This is a genomic window from Streptomyces altiplanensis (assembly GCF_053591575.1).
In genome coordinates this window covers 23,090-41,147 of sequence record NZ_JBSFUB010000068.1, presented here as the reverse complement: position 1 = coordinate 41,147, position 18,058 = coordinate 23,090, and the positions used below count along the sequence as shown (strand labels likewise).

19 protein-coding genes are annotated in these 18,058 nt (G+C 70.5%); 8 read left to right on the top strand and 11 right to left on the bottom strand.

From position 1 onward, the window contains the following. Positions 1-305: 305 nt before the first annotated feature. Positions 306-947: a DNA-3-methyladenine glycosylase gene (locus ACWD0Y_RS25570; RefSeq protein WP_450262655.1), complete on the bottom strand. Its 642-nt coding sequence runs from the start codon at positions 945-947 to the stop codon at positions 306-308. Between the two features lie 138 nt (positions 948-1,085). Between ACWD0Y_RS25570 and ACWD0Y_RS25565 the strand changes: the two genes are divergently transcribed. The 3 genes from ACWD0Y_RS25565 (at position 1,086) to ACWD0Y_RS25555 (ending at position 3,137) form a co-directional block, all read left to right on the top strand. Then, the gene (locus tag ACWD0Y_RS25565; RefSeq protein WP_093801509.1) at positions 1,086-1,868 is read left to right on the top strand and encodes a sporulation protein; all 783 of its coding nucleotides are present in this window, start codon (positions 1,086-1,088) and stop codon (positions 1,866-1,868) included. A gap of 44 nt (positions 1,869-1,912) precedes the next feature. Beyond that, positions 1,913-2,449: a YbhB/YbcL family Raf kinase inhibitor-like protein gene (locus ACWD0Y_RS25560; RefSeq protein ID WP_450262654.1), complete on the top strand. Its 537-nt coding sequence runs from the start codon at positions 1,913-1,915 to the stop codon at positions 2,447-2,449. 145 nt (positions 2,450-2,594) lie between these two features. Then, complete coding sequence (locus ACWD0Y_RS25555; RefSeq protein WP_450262653.1) at positions 2,595-3,137, top strand: HNH endonuclease; 543 nt, start codon at positions 2,595-2,597, stop codon at positions 3,135-3,137. Between the two features lie 49 nt (positions 3,138-3,186). Here ACWD0Y_RS25555 and ACWD0Y_RS25550 read toward each other — a convergent pair whose 3' ends face one another. The 4 genes from ACWD0Y_RS25550 to ACWD0Y_RS25535 all read right to left on the bottom strand — a co-directional run bounded on the left by ACWD0Y_RS25550 (position 3,187) and on the right by ACWD0Y_RS25535 (position 6,387). Further along, positions 3,187-3,957, bottom strand: coding sequence for a sulfite exporter TauE/SafE family protein (locus ACWD0Y_RS25550; protein WP_450262656.1), 771 nt, complete (start codon positions 3,955-3,957; stop codon positions 3,187-3,189). A gap of 61 nt (positions 3,958-4,018) precedes the next feature. Then, entirely contained in the window at positions 4,019-4,948 is a 930-nt protein-coding gene (locus ACWD0Y_RS25545) for an SPFH domain-containing protein (protein WP_214909057.1), read from the bottom strand. 112 nt (positions 4,949-5,060) lie between these two features. Then, positions 5,061-5,489, bottom strand: coding sequence for an NfeD family protein (locus tag ACWD0Y_RS25540; protein WP_450262652.1), 429 nt, complete (start codon positions 5,487-5,489; stop codon positions 5,061-5,063). 100 nt (positions 5,490-5,589) lie between these two features. Beyond that, on the bottom strand, positions 5,590-6,387 hold the full coding sequence (locus ACWD0Y_RS25535) for an ABC transporter ATP-binding protein (RefSeq protein ID WP_450262651.1): 798 nt from the start codon (positions 6,385-6,387) through the stop codon (positions 5,590-5,592). Between the two features lie 125 nt (positions 6,388-6,512). Between ACWD0Y_RS25535 and ACWD0Y_RS25530 the strand changes: the two genes are divergently transcribed. Then, entirely contained in the window at positions 6,513-7,301 is a 789-nt protein-coding gene (locus tag ACWD0Y_RS25530) for a hypothetical protein (protein WP_450262650.1), read from the top strand. 76 nt (positions 7,302-7,377) lie between these two features. On the opposite strand, the gene ACWD0Y_RS25525 is transcribed toward ACWD0Y_RS25530, so the two are convergent. From ACWD0Y_RS25525 to ACWD0Y_RS25515, 3 genes are all read right to left on the bottom strand, one after another. Continuing rightward, positions 7,378-7,626 carry a chaplin family protein gene (locus ACWD0Y_RS25525; protein WP_450262649.1) on the bottom strand — a complete coding sequence of 83 codons (249 nt, stop codon included), beginning with the start codon at positions 7,624-7,626 and terminating at the stop codon, positions 7,378-7,380. A gap of 138 nt (positions 7,627-7,764) precedes the next feature. Further along, positions 7,765-8,427 carry a response regulator gene (locus tag ACWD0Y_RS25520; protein ID WP_255306150.1) on the bottom strand — a complete coding sequence of 221 codons (663 nt, stop codon included), beginning with the start codon at positions 8,425-8,427 and terminating at the stop codon, positions 7,765-7,767. Further along, positions 8,420-9,604, bottom strand: coding sequence for a GAF domain-containing sensor histidine kinase (locus ACWD0Y_RS25515; RefSeq protein WP_450262648.1), 1,185 nt, complete (start codon positions 9,602-9,604; stop codon positions 8,420-8,422). Before ACWD0Y_RS25515 ends, ACWD0Y_RS25520 begins: the two co-directional genes overlap by 8 nt. A 185-nt stretch (positions 9,605-9,789) precedes the next feature. Here ACWD0Y_RS25515 and ACWD0Y_RS25510 point away from each other — a divergent pair, with 185 nt between their 5' ends. The 3 genes from ACWD0Y_RS25510 (at position 9,790) to ACWD0Y_RS25500 (ending at position 12,647) form a co-directional block, all read left to right on the top strand. Continuing rightward, a complete protein-coding gene (locus ACWD0Y_RS25510) occupies positions 9,790-10,491 on the top strand; it encodes an SDR family NAD(P)-dependent oxidoreductase (RefSeq protein WP_450262647.1) in 702 nt (233 codons plus the stop codon). Further along, positions 10,488-11,684 (top strand): S-adenosylmethionine:tRNA ribosyltransferase-isomerase, encoded by a 1,197-nt coding sequence (locus ACWD0Y_RS25505; RefSeq protein ID WP_450262646.1) that lies wholly within the window; start codon positions 10,488-10,490, stop codon positions 11,682-11,684. Before ACWD0Y_RS25510 ends, ACWD0Y_RS25505 begins: the two co-directional genes overlap by 4 nt. A gap of 237 nt (positions 11,685-11,921) precedes the next feature. Next, on the top strand, positions 11,922-12,647 hold the full coding sequence (locus tag ACWD0Y_RS25500; protein ID WP_450262645.1) for a transglycosylase SLT domain-containing protein: 726 nt from the start codon (positions 11,922-11,924) through the stop codon (positions 12,645-12,647). A gap of 79 nt (positions 12,648-12,726) precedes the next feature. On the opposite strand, the gene ACWD0Y_RS25495 is transcribed toward ACWD0Y_RS25500, so the two are convergent. Continuing rightward, positions 12,727-15,261, bottom strand: a complete 2,535-nt coding sequence (locus tag ACWD0Y_RS25495) for an FHA domain-containing protein (RefSeq protein ID WP_450262644.1) — start codon at positions 15,259-15,261, stop codon at positions 12,727-12,729. Between the two features lie 571 nt (positions 15,262-15,832). Here ACWD0Y_RS25495 and serB point away from each other — a divergent pair. Continuing rightward, positions 15,833-17,050, top strand: coding sequence for a phosphoserine phosphatase SerB (gene serB / locus ACWD0Y_RS25490; RefSeq protein ID WP_450262643.1), 1,218 nt, complete (start codon positions 15,833-15,835; stop codon positions 17,048-17,050). A 104-nt stretch (positions 17,051-17,154) separates the two neighbouring features. Here the strand turns inward: serB and ACWD0Y_RS25485 are convergent, their stop codons facing one another. Beyond that, positions 17,155-17,673 (bottom strand): SixA phosphatase family protein, encoded by a 519-nt coding sequence (locus ACWD0Y_RS25485; protein WP_450262642.1) that lies wholly within the window; start codon positions 17,671-17,673, stop codon positions 17,155-17,157. Positions 17,674-17,756: 83 nt separating this feature from the next. After that, positions 17,757-17,960: a hypothetical protein gene (locus ACWD0Y_RS25480; protein WP_450262641.1), complete on the bottom strand. Its 204-nt coding sequence runs from the start codon at positions 17,958-17,960 to the stop codon at positions 17,757-17,759. Positions 17,961-18,058: the final 98 nt, after the last annotated feature.

The window sequence follows — 18,058 nt, the reverse complement described above, 5'->3', positions numbered from 1 at the left end:
TTTCGTTCGGCATTTCGTGTTCCCGACTCTATCAGACCCTTTCCGGTCCGACTTCCTCGGCGCCTTCCGGTTCTTCGCTTTCGCGTTTCCCTTTCGGCGTGGTCACTACTTTAGCGGATTTCCCTTGCGGCTCATAATCGAGCCGGTGGGACGAAATTCGGGAATGCCGAAAACGAACCCGTCAGGGAAGTCGCAGGTAGTGGGTTGGCCGCTTCGGGGCGCTTTGGTGGGGGCTGAAAGCCCGTACCGACAGCAGTGCCCGTCTCAAGCGGCTCGGACTACGTTAGGCGTTCGTCGGGCCTGCGTCAAGCTCGTCGGTGGCGTGGCTTGTGCGCCCTGAAGGGGCTCACCGTGGGGTCTCCGCTGATCCAGAAACGCCAGGGGTGGCCGGCGCCCTCACCGCCCACGCCGGTGCGTGGGCCGTTCTGCACCAGGTCGGTGGAGGCGGGCGTGCCGTGCAGTACGGAGAGAGGGGACTCGGGGCCGGCGCAGAGGTCGGTGCCGTCCAGGGTGCGGTCGATGGCGAGTCCCGTGGCGAGGCGTGCCGGGCCTTTGGCCAGTTCGTTGTCGTTTCGGGCCGAGAGTCGTCGTTTGCGCACGATCTCGTGGCCGCTCGTCACCTCTCCTCCGCGCAGGAGAACGCCGCTCGCGGTGCCTTCCTGGCCGCAGACCAGGTTCAGGCTGAACCACATGCCGTAGATGAAGTAGACGTACGCATGGCCGGGCGGACCGAACATGGATGCGTTGCGCGGGGTCTTTCCGCGGTAGGCGTGCGATCCGGGGTCTCCTTGGCCGTCGTAGGCCTCGACCTCGGTGATGCGGAGTTCGATCGGGCCGTCGTCGGTCAGTCGTACGAGAGTGCGCCCCAGAAGGTCGGGGGCGACCTCCAGTACGGGGCGGTCGAAGAACGTCCTGCTGAGCGGCGTACGGTCGGGATCCATGATCATGCCCTCCGAGCGTACTGGAAGCCCTTTGTCCGGGCAGGTGGCCACGAGGCGTGCGCTTTGCCAGGGTGAGGGCGCGGAACCGGGTGCAGGACTTCCGCGTTTGTACTGGTCAGAACCGAAAGATCTGGGGAGGAAGACATGGGCTTCAAGAAGTTGCTCGCGAGTCTGGGTGCCGGTGGCGCGTCGGTGGAGACGGTGCTGACCGAGGCGAACGTCGTGCCTGGTGGTGTGGTCCAGGGCGAGGTGCGCGTCCAGGGCGGCTCGGTCGATCAGCAGATCGAAGGGCTCTCCGTCGGTCTGCAGGCGCGCGTCGAGGTCGAAGGCGGTGACCAGGAGGTCAAGCAGGACATCGAGTTCACCAAGCAGCGGCTCGGCGGCGCCTTCCAGGTGCAGGCGGGTGCGGTGCATGTGGTGCCGTTCAGCCTGGAGATTCCCTGGGAGACCCCGATCACCAGCATCGCCGGTCAGCAGCTGCACGGCATGAACATCGGCGTCACGACCGAACTGGAGATCGCGCGGGCCGTGGACTCGGGCGACCTGGACCCGATCAATGTGCACCCGCTGCCCGCGCAGCAGGCGATCCTGGACGCCTTCGTGCAGCTGGGCTTCCGGTTCCGGAGCGCGGACATGGAGCGCGGTCACATCCGGGGGACGCGTCAGCGGCTGCCCTTCTACCAGGAGATCGAGTTCCAGCCGCCGCAGCAGTACCGCGGGCTCAACCAGGTCGAGCTGACCTTCGTCGCGGACGACCGCGAGATGGACGTCGTCCTGGAGATGGACAAGAAGCCGGGGCTCTTCAGTGAGAGCAGCGACTCCTACCGGGCCTTCAAGGTCGGGCTGAACGACTTCCAGGGAACCGACTGGGTGGCTTACCTCAATCAGTGGCTTGCCCAGGTCGGTGGTCAGCGCAACTGGCTCTAGGCTCGGGATCTGTCAGGCAGGACAGCCCAATCGGAGGTTCAGACGTGTCCGAGGCGAAGAGGCCGCCGCTTCCCCATGACTTCCATCCGCCGGTGCCCTCGTTCACCGTGGTGAGTGAGGACGTCACGGACGGGGCGGTGCTGAAGGACGCCCAGGTGTACGCGGCCGGCAATACGTCGCCGCACTTGCGGTGGGAAGGGTTTCCCGCCGGGACGAAGAGCTTTGCCGTGACGTGTTTCGATCCCGACGCGCCGACCGGCAGCGGGTTCTGGCACTGGACCGTGTTCGACATCCCGGCATCGGTGACGGAGTTGCCGGCCGGGGCGGGCAGCGGGAAGTCCGAGGGGTTGCCGGAGGGTGCGGTCCAGGCCCGTAACGACTACGGGACGAAGGACTTCGGCGGGGCCGCGCCGCCGGCCGGCGAGCGGCACCGCTACGTGTTCACCGTGTACGCGGTGGACACGGAGAAGCTCGGCCCCGACGCCGACACCTCTCCCGCCGCTGTGGGATTCAATCTGCGGTTCCACACGCTCGGGCGTGCGCAGCTGGTCGCCGAATACGAGGCTCCCGCGGCGAGTTGACCGTTCACTTTCTGTTTGCCCGTCCCTGGTCTTGGAAGAGATCAGGGACGGGCATCTTTTTTATTGCGTTGTCCATCTCGGTGTGCCCGGTCAGAGTTGATCCAAGCCCGCCACGGGGTGGGCCGGCGCAGGAAGGGTGGGCGGGATGCGGGACACGCTGGTACTGAACGCGAGCTTCGAGCCGCTGTCTACGGTGACGCTGAACCGGGCGGTGGTGCTTGTCCTGACGGACAAGGCCGTCGTCGAACAGGCCCGCCCCGGACTGCTGATGCGCGCGGCCGCCGTGGAGCTTCCGGTGCCGCAGGTCATCAGGCTCTGCCGGTACGTCCGGGTGCCCTTCCGAAGACAGGCACCGTGGTCGAGGCGCGGTGTGCTCATACGGGACCAGCACCGGTGCGCGTACTGCGGACGGCGGGCCACCACCGTCGACCATGTGATACCGAAAGCCCAGGGCGGCGGGGACGGCTGGCTGAACACGGTGGCGTCCTGCGCGGAGGACAATCACCGCAAGGCGGACCGTACGCCGGAGGAGGCGGGCATGCCGTTGCTGCGGCGGCCGTTCGTGCCTTCGCCCGCCGACGCGATGCTCCTGTCGCTGGGGGCGAACGAGTGGTTCGCGCTGCCGAGCGGGGTCGCTCCTGCCCGGACGGAGCCGATGTCCCGGGGCGGACTGGCGCAGCCCGCGTAGGCGCTCGGAGGAGTAAGCCCGCCTTCGTCCGGAGGCGGGCTTCTGTGCGTCAGCGCAGTATCAGCTGGACGATCGCGACTGTGCCCACGGCCACGATCAGCGTGCGCAGGGCGGTCGGTGGCAGGCGGCGGCCGATCTTGGCGCCGAGCTGACCGCCGAGCGTGGAGCCGACGGCGATGAGCGCGACGGCGGTCCAGTCGAACTCCGCGGCGAAGAGGAAGAAGACCGCGGCGGTGCTGTTGACGACCGCGGCGAGGACGTTCTTGGTGGCGTTCAGGCGTTGCAGGGTGTCGTTGAGCAGCATGCCCATGAGCGCGACATAGATGATTCCCTGGGCCGCGGTGAAGTAACCGCCGTACACGCTGGCGAGCAGAAGGCCCGTGATGAGGAGCGGGCCGCCGTCGGGGTCGGGGGCGTCGGAGCCGTTGCGCTCGCGGCGGCGCTGGACGGCCTTGGTGATACGGGGCTGGAGGATCACCAGGGCCAGGGCGAGGCCGACCAGGACCGGCACGATCGTCTCGAAGGCGTTCGCCGGCAGGGCAAGGAGCAGTACGGCTCCGCAGACGGATCCGACGGCGGCGGCCGCGCCCATGCGCAGGATGCGGCGGCGCTGGCCGGTGAGTTCCTTGCGGTAGCCGATGGCGCCGCTGATCGAGCCGGGGATCAGGCCGAGGGCGTTCGAAACGGTCGCGGTCACCGGCGGCAGACCGGTGGCGAGCAGGACCGGGAAGGTGATGAGGGTTCCGGAACCGACCATGGTGTTGATGGTCCCGGCGCCCACGCCCGCGGCGAAGACGGCGAGCATCTCCCAGATGGTCACGGTGAGCCTCTCGTGCATGATCGTTGCTTGGTGCACCGATCATGCACGAGATCTGTACGTGTCAGTCGATGGGGGGGTCCTGGCGGCGCTCCTGGCCCGTGTTGAAGCCCGGGGCACCGCCGCTGAAGTTGCCGAAGGCGCCGCTGAGGCCCTTGAGCGCGTCACCGATCTCGCTGGGCACGATCCAGAGCTTGTTGGCATCGCCCTCGGCGATCTTCGGGAGCATCTGGAGGTACTGGTACGAGAGGAGCTTCTGGTCCGGGTCGCCCGCGTGGATCGACTCGAAGACCGTACGGATGGCCTGGGCCTCGCCCTCGGCGCGCAGCGCGGACGCCTTGGCCTCGCCCTCGGCGCGCAGGATCGCGGACTGCTTCTCGCCTTCGGCGGTGAGGATCGCGGACTGCCTGATGCCTTCGGCGGTGAGAATCGCGGCGCGCTTGTCACGGTCGGCGCGCATCTGCTTCTCCATCGAGTCCTGGATGGAGGTGGGGGGCTCGATCGCCTTGAGCTCGACGCGGTTGACGCGGATGCCCCACTTGCCGGTGGCCTCGTCGAGGACGCCGCGCAGCGCCGCGTTGATCTCCTCGCGGGAGGTCAGGGTCCGCTCTAGGTCCATGCCGCCGATGATGTTGCGCAGCGTGGTGACGGTGAGCTGCTCGATCGCCTGGATGTAGCTGGCGACTTCGTACGTCGCGGCCCGTGCGTCGGTGACCTGGTAGTAGATGACGGTGTCGATGTTGACCACCAGGTTGTCCTGGGTGATCACCGGCTGGGGCGGGAAGGGGACGACCTGTTCGCGGAGGTCGATCCGGTTGCGGATCGAGTCGATGAACGGGACGACGATGTTCAGTCCCGCGTTGAGGGTGCGGGTGTAGCGGCCGAAGCGCTCCACGATGGCGGCGCTGGCCTGTGGGATGACCTGGATCGTCTTGATCAGGGCGATGAAGACCAGCACCACCAGAATGATCAGGACGATGATGACGGATGACATCGCGTTTCCCGTGCCCTTCGTATCGTGCTTCTCGGGAGACCGGCCAGGCCGTGTGCGGACGATCTGATGATCAATCTTCCCAGAACACGAGCCGGTGTGCGGGGTGTTCGGCTCACATGACTACTGCCGTTGCTCCGTCGATCTCGATGACGTCGACCTGCCGGCCCGGTTCGAAGGTCTGGTCGGCGTCGTAGGACCGGGCCGACCAGACCTCGCCCGCCAGTTTGATCCGGCCGCCGCTGCCGTCGACCCGTTCGAGCACGATTGCCTGACGGCCCCTCAGGGCGTCGATTCCGGTGGCGTGTTGGGGGCGTTCGGAGCGGTGCCGGGCGGCTATCGGGCGTACGACCGCGATGAGCGCGACCGAGACGGCGGCGAAGACCAGCACCTGCGCGACCATGCCGCCGCCCAGGCTCGCGGTCACGGCGCCGGCGACCGCGCCCGCCGACAGCATTCCGAACTCGGGCATCGCCGTCACCACGAGCGGGATCCCCAGCCCGACGGCGCCGATCAGCCACCACACCCATGCGTCGATGTCCACGTGGTCATGGTAGGCGCGGGGAGTCTTCACGGACAGGGCGCGAGCGGGCCGCGGACGGAGCGCGGGCAGGCGTGGGCGCGGGCGGGTCGCGGATCCTGGGTCAGCCGAGCGGCAGGCCCTGGGCCGTCCAGCGGTCGGACCTGCGCTCGACGACGAGTGGCAGGCCGAAACAGAGGGAGAGGTTGCGGGAGGTCAGTTCGGTCTCCACGGGGCCCGCGGCGAGGACCTTGCCCTGACGGATCATCAGGACGTGGGTGAAGCCGGGGGCGATCTCCTCGACATGGTGCGTCACCATGATCATCGAAGGGGCGTACGGGTCGCGGGCGAGGCGGCCGAGGCGGCGGACGAGGTCTTCGCGGCCGCCGAGGTCGAGACCGGCGGCGGGCTCGTCGAGGAGGAGCAGCTCGGGGTCGGTCATCATCGCGCGGGCGATCATGGTGCGCTTGCGCTCGCCCTCGGAGAGCGTGCCGAACTTCCGGTCCAGGTACTCCGTCATGCCGAGGCGGTCGAGGAAGGCGCGGGCGCGCTGCTCGTCGACCTCGTCGTAGTTCTCGTGCCAGGTGGCGGTCATGCCGTACGCCGCGGTGAGCACCGTCTGGAGGACGGTCTGGCGCCTGGGCAGCTTGTCGGCCAGCGCGATGCCGGCCATGCCGATGCGGGGGCGGAGCTCGAAGACGTCGGTGCCGGGGCTGCCGAGCGTCTCGCCGAGGACCCTGGTGGTGCCGGAGGACGGGAAGAGATAGCTGGAGGCGACGTTCAGCAGGGTGGTCTTGCCGGCACCGTTCGGGCCGAGGATCACCCAGCGCTCACCCTCCTTGACCGACCAGGAGACGCCGTCCACCAGAGCGCGTCCGTCGCGGACCACGGATACGTCCACCAGCTCCAGTACATCGCTCATGAGCGCGTTGTCTCCCCATGCAGTCTCGAGAATGTTGGGTGTGCCTGCGGGCACAGCTCCCAGGGAAAACCTACGCCACCGGTCGGGCGGTCCGGCTCTTAGGTCCCATTCCCTAGGCTGGGTCCATGCTCTCCGAACCTCGCTCAGGACGACTGGCCGCATGGGGAAACGCCCTTTTGGCCGGACTTGTTTCGCCGGATCACGTAGCGCTCGCCATTGTCGGGGAGGACGCGGTGCACCGGGTGGAAGGTGTGCCCGGGGAGGCGGGGCCGGTCGGGCTCACGCTGGCCCTGGGGCGGTTGCGCGCGCTGGGCGTGACGGGGTTCCGGGTGGCGCTGCCCGCTCCGGGGCATCCGCTGGGGCTCAGTGGGCCGCCGGAGTTCAACGCGCGGGCGCTGGAGGCGGAGGAAGCGGTGGTCTGCTCCGGCGCGGCGCTGGGACTGGTGCCGGAGGTGTACGAGGCGGGGCCGGCCGGGGACGTGCACGTCGAGGTGGTGTGGCACTGCCTGCCCGTACGGGAGGCTCCGCCGGCGGACGTGCCGTCGCTCGGGGAGGCCGAGCGGGAACTCGCGGAGGCGCTTCGGGACGCGACCGCGGTGCTGTCACGGCTCGATGTGGCGGGGTCGGGCCCGGTGGCCGAAGCGGCGATCGACGCATACCGGGCGCGGACGGAGGGCGGCGGCGGTGAGGTGCTGGCCCCCGGGTACCCGCCGCGGGCGGTACGGGTGCTGGAACTCGCGCAGCGGGTCGGACTGCTCATCTCGGTGGCGTACGAGAGCGGGCACGGCGGGGCGGTGAGCGCTTCGGAGATGGCGGGGCGCGGGGAAGCGCTGCGGCCGGTGGAGCGGGTGGCGCGCAGGGCGCAGGTCGCGGCGTACAACGCGTGGGTCGAGGAACGCGAGCGGGGGCGCTGAGGGGTTCGGAAACACGCGACCGGCCCCCAGGCGCCGGGCGCCTGGGGGCCGGTGGTCACCGACCGACCGGGGTCGGTCAGTAGTTGATGCCGTCGTTCCCGAAGGCCGGGTTGAGGGCGCCGATGACGTTGACGGTGTTGCCGACCACGTTCACCGGGACGTGAACCGGGACCTGGACCAGGTTGCCGGAGCCGACGCCCGGGGACTGGACGGCCGTGCCGTGGGCGTGCGCGCCGCCCTCGGTGGCGGAGGCAACGCCGGCGCCGGCGGCGAGGAGGCCGCCCGCGACCATGGTGACGGCAGCGGCCTTCTTCAGGTTCTTCACTTCAGGATCCTCCTAGACGTCGCCGCGGCCAGCCGCCGCAGCACGTCATGGAAAACGCCCGGAGGCCCGCCGGGATGCGCCATTCGGGGGACATACACCCGACAGTATGAATCTCGGTCCGGGGCGCAGATCGTCCGCTTAACCCGTAATCCCATGTCGGACGGCCCACAGCGCCGCCTGGGTCCGGTCGGAGAGGTCCAGTTTCATCAGGATGTTCGAAACGTGGGTCTTCACGGTCTTCTCCGAGAGGACCAGCGCGCGGGCGATCTCCCGGTTGGAGCGGCCGTCCGCGATCAGGGTCAGCACTTCCCGCTCCCGTTCGGTGAGCGTGCCTCCCCGGCCCGTGCCGCTGTTCCCGTCCTCCTGGGAGAGCAGGGCCCCCGCGACCTCCGGCTGGAGGAGGACATGGCCGGCGTGTACGGAGCGGATCGCGCCGGCCAGGGCGTCCGGGTCCACGTCCTTGTAGACGTAGCCCGAGGCACCGGCGCGCAGGGCGGGGACGACGGTGCGCTGCTCGGTGAAGCTGGTGACGATCAGGACCTTGGCGGGGTTGGCGAGCTCACGGAGTCTGCGCAGGGCGTCGATGCCGTCGGTGCCGGGCATCTTGATGTCCATGAGAACGACGTCGGGGCGCAGCTCCTCGGCGCGGGCGACCCCCTCCGCCCCGTCCCCGGCCTCCCCGACGACCTCGATGTCGTCCTGGATCTCCAGGAACGTGCGCAGGCCGCGGCGTACGACCTGGTGATCGTCGACCAGCAGGACGCGGATTCCGGTCTTTGACGGTCGTGCGGCCTCAGCCACCGGGGACCTCCATCTCGATCGTGGTGCCCTTGCCGGGCGCCGATTCCACAGTGAGCCTGCCGCCCGCGCCGTCGGCGCGGTCGCGCATCGAGACCAGGCCGAGGTGGCGGCCCGCTCTGCGTACGGTCTTCGGGTCGAAGCCGCTGCCGTCGTCCGTGATCCTGAGCCGGGCGCCCTGGCCGTTCTTTTCGAGTACGACGTCGACGTGGGCCGCGCCCGAGTGGCGCAGGGCGTTGTGCAGGGCCTCCTGGGCGACGCGCAGGAGGGCTTCCTCCTGGGCCGCGGGCAGGGCCCGTACGCCGGAGCTGGTGAAAGTCACCCGGGCCGTGTGGGCGCGGTCCATGACCTGGATCTGGGTGCGCAGGGTGGCGATCAGGCCGTCCTCGTCGAGGGCCGCGGGGCGGAGCTCGACGACCGCGGCGCGCAGTTCGTCGGCCGCCTCGGCGGCGAGCGCGGCCACCTGCTGGAGTTCGCCCTTGGCGCGGGCCGGGTCGCGGTCGACGAGGGCTGCGGCGGCCTGGGCGGTCAGGCGCAGGGAGAAGAGCTTCTGGCTCACGGCGTCGTGCAGCTCGTGGGCCAGGCGGGAGCGTTCCTCCGCGATGGTGAGCTCGCGGCTGCGCTCGTAGAGACGGGCGTTGGTCAGGGCGATCGCGGCGTGCTGGGCGAGCATGCCGAGCAGTTCCTCGTCGTCCTCGGTGAAACCGCAGGCGCCTTCGGGCTTGGGGCAGCGCTTGTTGGCGAGGAAGAGCGCACCGATGACTTCGTCGCCGTCGCGGATGGGCAGGCCCAGGAAGTCGGACATGTCGGGGTGCGCGGAGGGCCAGCCCTCGAAGCGGGGGTCCTTGCGTACGTCGGCGAGGCGCTCGGTGGCGGCGCCGTGCAGCATCGCGGCGAGGATGCCGTGCTGGCGGGGCAGCGGGCCGATGGCCTTCCACTGTTCGTCGCTGACGCCGTCGACCACGAACTGGGCGAAGCCGCCGTGGTCGTCGGGGACGCCCAGTGCGGCGTACTCCGCGTCCAGGAGCTCACGGGCGGAGGCGACGATCGTCTTGAGGACGTCGCGCACTTCCAGGTGCCGGCTCATCGCGAGCAGCGCGGTGCTCACGGCGGTGAGACCGGAGCGCGGGGAAGGGGTCTCCCCTGCTCGAACGGGACGGTGAGCTCGGGGGTCGTTCATGTGGTTACCGTACCGGCGGGGTGCGGCGGCCGTATCGGACCCGGGGCGTCCCGGCGCCGGGACGCAGGTCGTAGGTCTAAGTGCCCTGGTGCGGTGGGGCCGGCGCGGGAGGCGCCGGGCGGGGACGGGTTCCTACGGTGAGGGCACGCCGATGCGGCGAGGGCGCGACGGAGGAGATGTCTGCCATGCCGGTTGCGATCGTCACGGGGGCCTCGAAGGGACTGGGGCGGGCGCTGGGGGCGGCGCTCGCGGAGCGGGGCTGGGACCTGGTGCTGGACGCCAGGACCGGGGCCGTGCTGGAGGACGCGGCGCGGGAGGCGCGCGGGTACGGGACGCGGGTGGTGGCCGTGGCCGGGGATGTCACCGACGCCGCGCACCGGGCGGAGCTGGTGGCCGCCGCGCGCGGGCCCGGCGGGCTGGACCTGCTGGTGAACAACGCGAGCGCGCTGGGTGCGGAGCCGCTCGTACGGCTGGAGGCGCTGCCGCTGGAGGGGCTGCGGGCGGCGCTGGAGACGAATGTGGTGGCGGCGCTCGGGCTCGTGCAGGAAGCGCTGCCGCTGCTGCGGGAGGCGGGGGGCGCGGTGGTCTCGGTGAGTTCGGACGCGGCGGTGGAGGCGTACGGGACCTGGGGCGGATACGGGGCTTCGAAGGCCGCGCTCGACCGGTTGTCGGCGGTACTGGCGCAGGAGGAGCCGGGGCTGCGGGTGTGGGCGGTCGATCCGGGCGACATGCGGACCGGTCTGTACGCGGCGGCCGTCCCGGACGACGACGCGTGGCGGCCGGAACCCGGTTCCGTGGTCCCGGCCTTCCTGCGGCTGCTCGACGAGCGGCCCGCGAGCGGGCGGTACGCGGCGACGGCGCTGCTGGAGCGGGAGGCGGACCGGTGAGGGGGGCGGGAAGGGCGCCGGCCGTGCTCGGCGGGCTGCGCGTACCGGAGGAGCTGTCGGCGCGCGTGCCCGCGGAGGAGCGCGGCGCGGGGCGGGACGATGTGCGGCTGCTGGTGTCGCGGGGTACGGAGGTCACGCACCACGTGTTCCGGGAGCTGACCGGGCCGCTGCGGGCCGGGGACGTACTGGTGGTCAATACGTCGCCCACGCTGCCCGCGGCGGTGGACGGGTGGATCGGGGCGGGTCCGGGTGCGGCCCCTCCCCCGGCCGCCATCCCGGTCGCCGCCCCGGTCGCCGCTTCGGCCTTCGCCCCGGTCGCCGGCAGCCGCGTGGCGGTGCACTTCTCCACCGAAGGGGACGACCGGCGCTGGGCCGTCGAGCTCCGCAGCCCCCTGGAGACGGGGGCCACGCGACCGCGGCGCGGCGGGCCCGCGGGGACCGTGGTGGGGCTGCCCGGCGGTGGGCGGCTGGTGCTGGAGGAACCGGCCGGGCCCGGCGGGGACCGGCTGTGGTGGGCGCGGGTGTCCGTCGTGGGTGCGCGGGACGTGCCGGGGCTGCTGCACCGGTACGGGCGGCCCATCCGGTACGGGTACACGGAGCGGGACCAGCCGCTGTCGGCGTACCAGACGGTCTTCGCGCTGCCCCGCCCCGACGGGGCGGGCTCGGCGGAGATGCCGAGCGCGGGGCGGCCCTTCACGGCGGCGATGGTGACGGAGCTGGTGAGCCGGGGCGTGCAGTTCGCGCCGCTCACCCTGCATACGGGTGTCGCCTCGGCCGAGGCGCACGAGCCGCCGTACCCGGAGCGCTTCGAGGTGCCGGCTGCGACGGCCCGGCTGGTGAACGCCGCGCGGGCGGCGGGCGGGAGGGTCGTCGCGGTCGGGACGACGGCGGTGCGGGCGCTGGAGTCGGCGGCCGGTCCCGACGGGGTGGTGCGTGAGGCCGCGGGTTGGACCGCTCTGGTGGTCACCCCGGAGCGCGGCGTACGCGTCGTGGACGGGCTGCTGACCGGGCTGCACGAGCCGCAGGCATCGCATGTGCTGATGCTGGAGGCGATCGCGGGGCGGGCCGCGCTGGACCGCGGTTACGCCGAGGCGCTGGGGCACCTCTACCTCTGGCACGAGTTCGGCGACGTGCACCTCGTCCTCCCGGAGGAAAGCCCTCACGCTGGGCATCGCACGAGCAACTATTGGTGAGATCGCCGGGCGCCCCGTGTGAGCCCGCGCATAGGATCCAGATCACTTACGAAGGGCCGTAGTGGATGGATAAGGGGCGTTTGGGCTCGGTATCGCCCGGCACCAGGCAGGTATGCAAGGGTCCTGGTCCACTACCGGGGATCGTACGTCACACCTTTGCCACAGGATTTTGCGGACGCTAACAATGGCTCCCGTCGCTGACTCCGCGGCTTCCGCTATTCGAAGAGGTACGTCTGCATGTCCGCGTTTCGCACCCTTGGTCATGGCCGTCTGAACAAGAACCACAAGTTCTCGATCGCCGGTGTCGCCACCCTCGGCGCCGCCGCCCTCACGTTCTCGCTCGTCCCGGGCAACGCATCCGCCGAGTCCGAGACCCAGGCTGTCGCCGCCGCGCCGGTGGCATGGTCGGCGGCCTCCGGCAGCGCCCAGGCCAAGACGGTGCACACGAGCATCACGCAGCAGCAGGTCGGTGCCGACCGGATGGCCAAGGCCGTGGCCGACGCGAGGGCGAAGGCCGACGCGAAGGTGGCGGCTCAGGCCAAGGTGAAGGCCGCAGCCGAAGCGAAGGCCAAGGCCGCGGCGAAGAAGCGCGCCGACGAGCGGGCGGCCGCGAGCCGCGCCGCCGCGCGCAAGCCGGTCTACGCGAACAACCTCGACGGGTGGATCCGTGAGGCGATGTCCATCATGAAGAAGCACAACATCCCCGGTTCCTACGAGGGCATCCACCGCAACATCATCCGCGAGTCCTCCGGCAACCCGCGCGCGATCAACAACTGGGACATCAACGCCATCAACGGCATCCCGTCCAAGGGTCTGCTCCAGGTCATCAAGCCGACCTTCGACGCGTACCACGTCGCAGGCACGAAGCACGACCAGTACGACCCGGTCGCCAACATCGTCGCCGCCTGCAACTACGCGGCCGACCGCTACGGCTCCATGGACAACGTCAACAGCGCCTACTGAGCCTGACGTCCGAGCGCGTACGAAAGGGCGGCACCCGCGTGGGGTGCCGCCCTTCGGCGTGTCCGGTGGCCGGGTGCCGTTACTTGCGCATGACCTCGGGCTCGTGGCGGCGCAGCAGGCGCACCACCACGAAGCCGCAGAGGACGCCGATGCCGAGCAGTACGCCCATGTCGGTCATCCACTGCCCCGCGGTGTGGTCCCACAGGCCGTCGAGGTTGTCCGGGTCCCAGGGCGAGACGACGTTGAGCTGCGCCGTGGTGCCCAGGGCGGCGACGGCCCAGCGCGACGGCATCAGCCAGGCGATCTGCTCGATGCCGGGGCTGTCGTGGAGCTGGAAGAGGACGCCGGTGAAGACCAGCTGGACGATCGCGAACATGACCAGCAGCGGCATGGTCTTCTCGGCGGTCTTCACCAGGGCGGAGATGACCAGGCCGAACATCATCGAGGTGAATCCGAACGCGCTGATGACCAGGGTCATCTCGACGACCGGGTACTCCTCGAAGAGGACGCCCTCGGTCGGCAGCTTCGCGCGGGCGCCGAAGCCGATCGCCGCGAGGATCACGCCCTGCAGGGCGGTGATCACGCCGAGGACGATCACCTTGGACATGAGGTACGCGGAGCGGGAGAGGCCGGTGGCCCTTTCCCGCTCGTAGATGACCCGTTCCTTGATCAGCTCACGGACGGAGTTGGCGGCGCCGGAGAAGCAGGCGCCGACCGCGAGGATCAGCAGGATCATGCCGGCGTCCTTGTTGATCAGCCTGTTCCTCTCCGGACCGAAGCCCAGACCGCTGTCCGCCGGGATCACGGTGCTGACGATGCCCAGCACCGCCGGGAGGATCAGCATGAGGCCGATGAAGCCCTTGTCGGAGACGATCACCGACACATAGCGGCGGATCAGGGTCCACAGCTGTGAACCCCAGCCCTGCGGCTTGGGCGGACGCATCTGCTGCGGGGACGGCATGTGTACGGGCTGCGCGGCGACGGCGTCGATGTCCGCGGCGTACATCTGGTAGTGCTGGGAGCCGCGCCAGCGGCCCGCCCAGTCGTAGTCGCGGTAGTTCTCGAAGGCGGAGAAGACGTCGGCCCAGGTGGTGTAGCCGAAGAAGTTGAGCGCCTCCTCGGGCGGGCCGAAGTAGGCGACGGACCCGCCGGGCGCCATGACCAGGAGCTTGTCGCAGATGGCGAGCTCGGCCACGGAGTGCGTGACGACCAGGACCGTACGGCCGTCGTCGGCGAGGCCGCGCAGCAGCTGCATGACGTCGCGGTCCATGCCGGGGTCGAGGCCGGAGGTCGGCTCGTCGAGGAAGATCAGCGACGGCTTGGTCAGCAGCTCCAGTGCCACGGAGACGCGCTTGCGCTGGCCACCGGAGAGGGAGGTGACCTTCTTCTCCTTGTGGATGTCCAGCTTGAGCTCGCCGAGGACCTCGTCGATGCGCTGCTGGCGCTCGGCCTCGGTGGTGTCGGCGGGGAAGCGGAGCTTGGCGGCGTACTTGAGGGCCTTCTTGACGGTCAGCTCCTTGTGCAGGATGTCGTCCTGCGGGACCAGACCGATGCGCTGGCGGAGCTCGGCGAACTGCTTGTACAGGTTGCGGTTGTCGTAGAGGACGTCGCCCTGGTTGGCGGGCCGGTAGCCGGTGAGCGCCTTGAGCAGGGTGGACTTGCCGGAGCCCGAGGGGCCGATGACCGCGATGAGCGACTTCTCCGGTACGCCGAAGGAGACGTCCTTGAGGATCTGCTTGCCGCCGTCGACCGTCACCGTGAGGTGGCGGGCGGAGAAGGAGACCTCACCGGTGTCGACGAACTCCTCGAGCCGGTCCCCGACCAGGCGGAACGTCGAGTGTCCGACGCCGACGATGTCGGTGGGGCCGAGCAGCACGGTGCCGGACTTGGGGATCGGCTGACCGTTGACGTACGTGCCGTTGTGGCTGCCGAGGTCGCGGATCTGGAACCGGCCGTCGGGCGTCGCGGTGAACTCGGCGTGCAGGCGGGACACCTGCAGGTCGGAGACGACCAGCTCGTTCTCCAGCGCACGGCCGATCCGCATCACGCGGCCCATGGCCACCTGGTGGAACGTCGTCGGGCTGCGGTCGCCGTACACCGGCGGAGCCCCCGCGGCACCACCGGCCGGGCCGCCCTGCTGGTGTGGCACCTGCGCCTGGTGGGGCGCCTGCTGCCATGCCTGCTGGGGCTGCTGGGGCGGCGCCTGGGCCGCCCAGCCGGGAGCGCCCTGCTGGTGCGGGGCCTGCTGCGGGGCCTGCTGGTGCGGGGCGGCCTGCTGCGGGGCCTGCTGCCGGGCCATCGCGCCCTGCCCGCCGGGCGCGCCCGCGCCGGAGAGGCTCAGCCGCGGGCCGTCGGTGGCATTGCCCAGGTGCACGGCGGAGCCGGGGCCGATCTCCATCTGGTGGATGCGCTGGCCCTGCACGTACGTGCCGTTGGTGCTTCCGTGGTCCTCGATGACCCAACTGCGGCCGCCCCAGCTGACGGTGGCATGCCGCCACGAGACCCTGGCGTCGTCGACCACCACGTCACCCTGCGGATCACGCCCGAGGGTGTACGACCTGGACGGATCGAGCGTCCAGGATCTTCCATTCAATTCCAGTACGAGTTCCGGCACTCCGCGCCCCACCTAGTTGTCCCCCGAGTTACCCCCGTCGCAGGGAGTCTAGGGATGCTGAACATCGTGAGGAACTATTTCAGGCCCGGCCCCCAATGAGAAAGTCGGGCCTGCGACGGCTGCGTACGGGCCGCCCGTCGACCCGGGAGAAATGCCTCCGGAGAGGGGTAAGCGCCCATGAGTCCGTACGGATCATGTGTGATGCCAACAGCCCGGGACATCCGGCACGGATTCAGGGCCCTGGACCCGTGCGAGCGGCGGTGGCGGCACCCGGGGCGGGTGGTCCGGTCAGTCCGTCCGGCGAGATCCCGGTGTTCGGTCCCGCGGGCGCGGAGGCGCCGGCGGCCGTCGACATCACGCCACTCGGGGCACCGGGCGGCGGTGCGTGCGGAGGGGCGGGCGAGGACGGCCGGGGAGCCGGGGCTCCACCCCTCGGCCGCCGGAGAAGCCTGCTTTCCCGCCTCTCCGGCGAGCGAGGACACGCCCGAAGGGGACCGGGGCCTTCCTCGCGTGTCCGGTCCTCGGGACAGAAGGTGAGGGCCGGGAAGGGGCCCGATACGGTAGAGACATCATGAGCGCATCTCAGCCCAGTCAGTCCACTGACGCTGCCCCCACCCTCCTCGTCAAGATCTTCGGGAAGGACCGTCCCGGGATCACCGCCGGGCTCTTCGACACGCTGGCCGCCTACTCCGTCGACGTCGTCGACATCGAGCAGGTCGTCACCCGCGGCCGTATCGTCCTGTGCGCCCTCGTCACCGAGCCGGCCGTGAGCACCGCCGGTGAGCTGCGCGCCACCGTGCACAGCTGGGCCGATTCCCTCAATCTCCAGGCCGAGATCATCTCGGGTACGGGCGACAACCGTCCGCGCGGCAGCGGACGTTCGCACGTCACCGTGCTCGGGCACCCCCTGACCGCGGAGTCGACCGCCGCCATAGCGGCCACGATCACCGGAACCGGCGGCAACATCGACCGGGTCTTCCGGCTGGCCAAGTACCCGGTCACCGCGGTGGAGTTCGCCGTTTCCGGTACGGAGACCGAGCCCCTGCGCACCGCACTCGCGCTGGAGGCCGCGGAGCTCGGGATCGATGTGGCCGTGGTGTCGGCCGGGCTGCACCGGCGCGCCCAGCGCCTCGTCGTGATGGACGTGGACTCCACGCTCATCCAGGACGAGGTCATCGAGCTGTTCGCGGCGCACGCCGGCTGCGAGGACAAGGTCGCCGAGGTGACCGACCGGGCGATGCGCGGCGAGCTGGACTTCGAGCAGTCGCTGCACGCGCGCGTCGCGCTGCTCGCCGGGCTCGACGCCGATGTCGTGGACAAGGTGCGGCAGGAAGTGCGGCTCACGCCGGGCGCCCGCACCCTGATCCGTACGCTCAAGCGGCTCGGCTACCAAGTGGGCGTGGTGTCGGGCGGGTTCACCCAGGTCACCGACGACCTGAAGGAGCGGCTCGGGCTGGACTTCGCGTCCGCCAACACACTGGAGATCGTGGACGGGAAGCTCACCGGCCGCGTCGTCGGCGAGGTCGTGGACCGCGCGGGCAAGGCCCGGCTGCTGCGCCGCTTCGCCGCCGAGGCGGGCGTGCCGCTCGCGCAGACCGTGGCGGTCGGCGACGGCGCCAACGACCTCGACATGCTGAACGCGGCGGGTCTCGGTGTCGCCTTCAACGCCAAGCCCGTCGTGCGCAAGGCCGCCGACACCGCCGTGAACGTGCCCTTCCTGGACACCGTGCTGTACCTGCTCGGCATCACGCGGGAAGAGGTCGAGGCCGCCGACGGCCTCGCGGAGTGAGCGGGTGAGCGAGCGGTGACGTGAAGGCCCCGGTGCGGACTGGTCCGCACCGGGGCCTCTGCTCGTACCGCCCGTACCGCGTCGTACCGGGAAGGGCGTCGCGGTCAGTCGTGCGGAGCCCAGTAGTCCAGGAGCCTGCCCACGCCGTGCTCCACCGACTTCCAGGAGCCGGTGAAGCCGATGATCGCGAACGACGCGGTCGGGAAGCCGCTCCTGCTCATCCGGGCCGGGGCGTCGCCCTCGCCGGAGCCCGCGAGGGCGTCGGCGGCCGCGTGCATGCCGGGGTTGTGTCCGATGACGAGAAGGTTGTTCACGTCGTCCGGCGTCTCGTTCAGGAGCGCGAGGATGTCGCCGAGGGTGGCTTCGTACAGCCGCTCCTCGTAGACGGTCTTGGGGCGCCTCGGCATTTCCTGTACGGCCAGCTTCCAGGTCTCGCGGCACCTGGTGGCGGTCGAGCACAGAGCCAGGTCGAAGGTGATGCCCGTGTCCGCCAGCCGGTGTCCGGCGACCGGGGCGTCCATGCGGCCCCGGTCGGCGAGCGGCCGATCATGGTCGGACACATCCGGCCAGTCGGCCTTCGCGTGCCGGAGTAGGACGATCCTGCGGGGTGTATCGACGCTCATGCATCCCAGCTTCGCATGAATCGCGCCACGGGGCGCAGAGTGTTGAAGGGCTCCCTCAGCACGAGTGAACGGGGCCCGGGCGGCTAGTGGGACAGGGTTTGCTGGATGCGCTCCACGAGGTGCGCGACCGCCGGATCGCCGGTCGCCGCGTGCGCCTGGCCGGGCCCGGCGATGAGGAGGAGCAGGACGACGAAGGCCAGGGCGGGGAGGACGAGGGCCCACCAGGGGAGGCGGACGTCGACGCGGGGGCCCGGGGGGCGGGTCCGGGTGTGTGCGCGGGCCGCCATGGCCGCCTCCGTCGTGTTGTCCGGCTGATGTACGTCGAACCTACGGAGTGCGGGCGCGCGAACCCATCCGGTGACCCACCCACTTCACCCTGACCCTG

Excerpts from the sequence above, each read along its gene's own strand:
- ACWD0Y_RS25570 (WP_450262655.1), bottom strand. The coding sequence starts at position 947 with ATGATCATGGATCCCGACCGTACGCCGCTCAGCAGGACGTTCTTCGAC.
- ACWD0Y_RS25565 (WP_093801509.1), top strand. The coding sequence starts at position 1,086 with ATGGGCTTCAAGAAGTTGCTCGCGAGTCTGGGTGCCGGTGGCGCGTCG.
- ACWD0Y_RS25555 (WP_450262653.1), top strand. The coding sequence starts at position 2,595 with ATGCGGGACACGCTGGTACTGAACGCGAGCTTCGAGCCGCTGTCTACG.
- ACWD0Y_RS25545 (WP_214909057.1), bottom strand. The coding sequence starts at position 4,948 with ATGTCATCCGTCATCATCGTCCTGATCATTCTGGTGGTGCTGGTCTTC.
- ACWD0Y_RS25535 (WP_450262651.1), bottom strand. The coding sequence starts at position 6,387 with ATGAGCGATGTACTGGAGCTGGTGGACGTATCCGTGGTCCGCGACGGA.
- ACWD0Y_RS25530 (WP_450262650.1), top strand. The coding sequence starts at position 6,513 with ATGCTCTCCGAACCTCGCTCAGGACGACTGGCCGCATGGGGAAACGCC.
- ACWD0Y_RS25515 (WP_450262648.1), bottom strand. The coding sequence starts at position 9,604 with ATGAACGACCCCCGAGCTCACCGTCCCGTTCGAGCAGGGGAGACCCCT.
- ACWD0Y_RS25510 (WP_450262647.1), top strand. The coding sequence starts at position 9,790 with ATGCCGGTTGCGATCGTCACGGGGGCCTCGAAGGGACTGGGGCGGGCG.
- ACWD0Y_RS25500 (WP_450262645.1), top strand. The coding sequence starts at position 11,922 with ATGTCCGCGTTTCGCACCCTTGGTCATGGCCGTCTGAACAAGAACCAC.
- serB (WP_450262643.1), top strand. The coding sequence starts at position 15,833 with ATGAGCGCATCTCAGCCCAGTCAGTCCACTGACGCTGCCCCCACCCTC.
- ACWD0Y_RS25485 (WP_450262642.1), bottom strand. The coding sequence starts at position 17,673 with ATGAGCGTCGATACACCCCGCAGGATCGTCCTACTCCGGCACGCGAAG.
- ACWD0Y_RS25480 (WP_450262641.1), bottom strand. The coding sequence starts at position 17,960 with ATGGCGGCCCGCGCACACACCCGGACCCGCCCCCCGGGCCCCCGCGTC.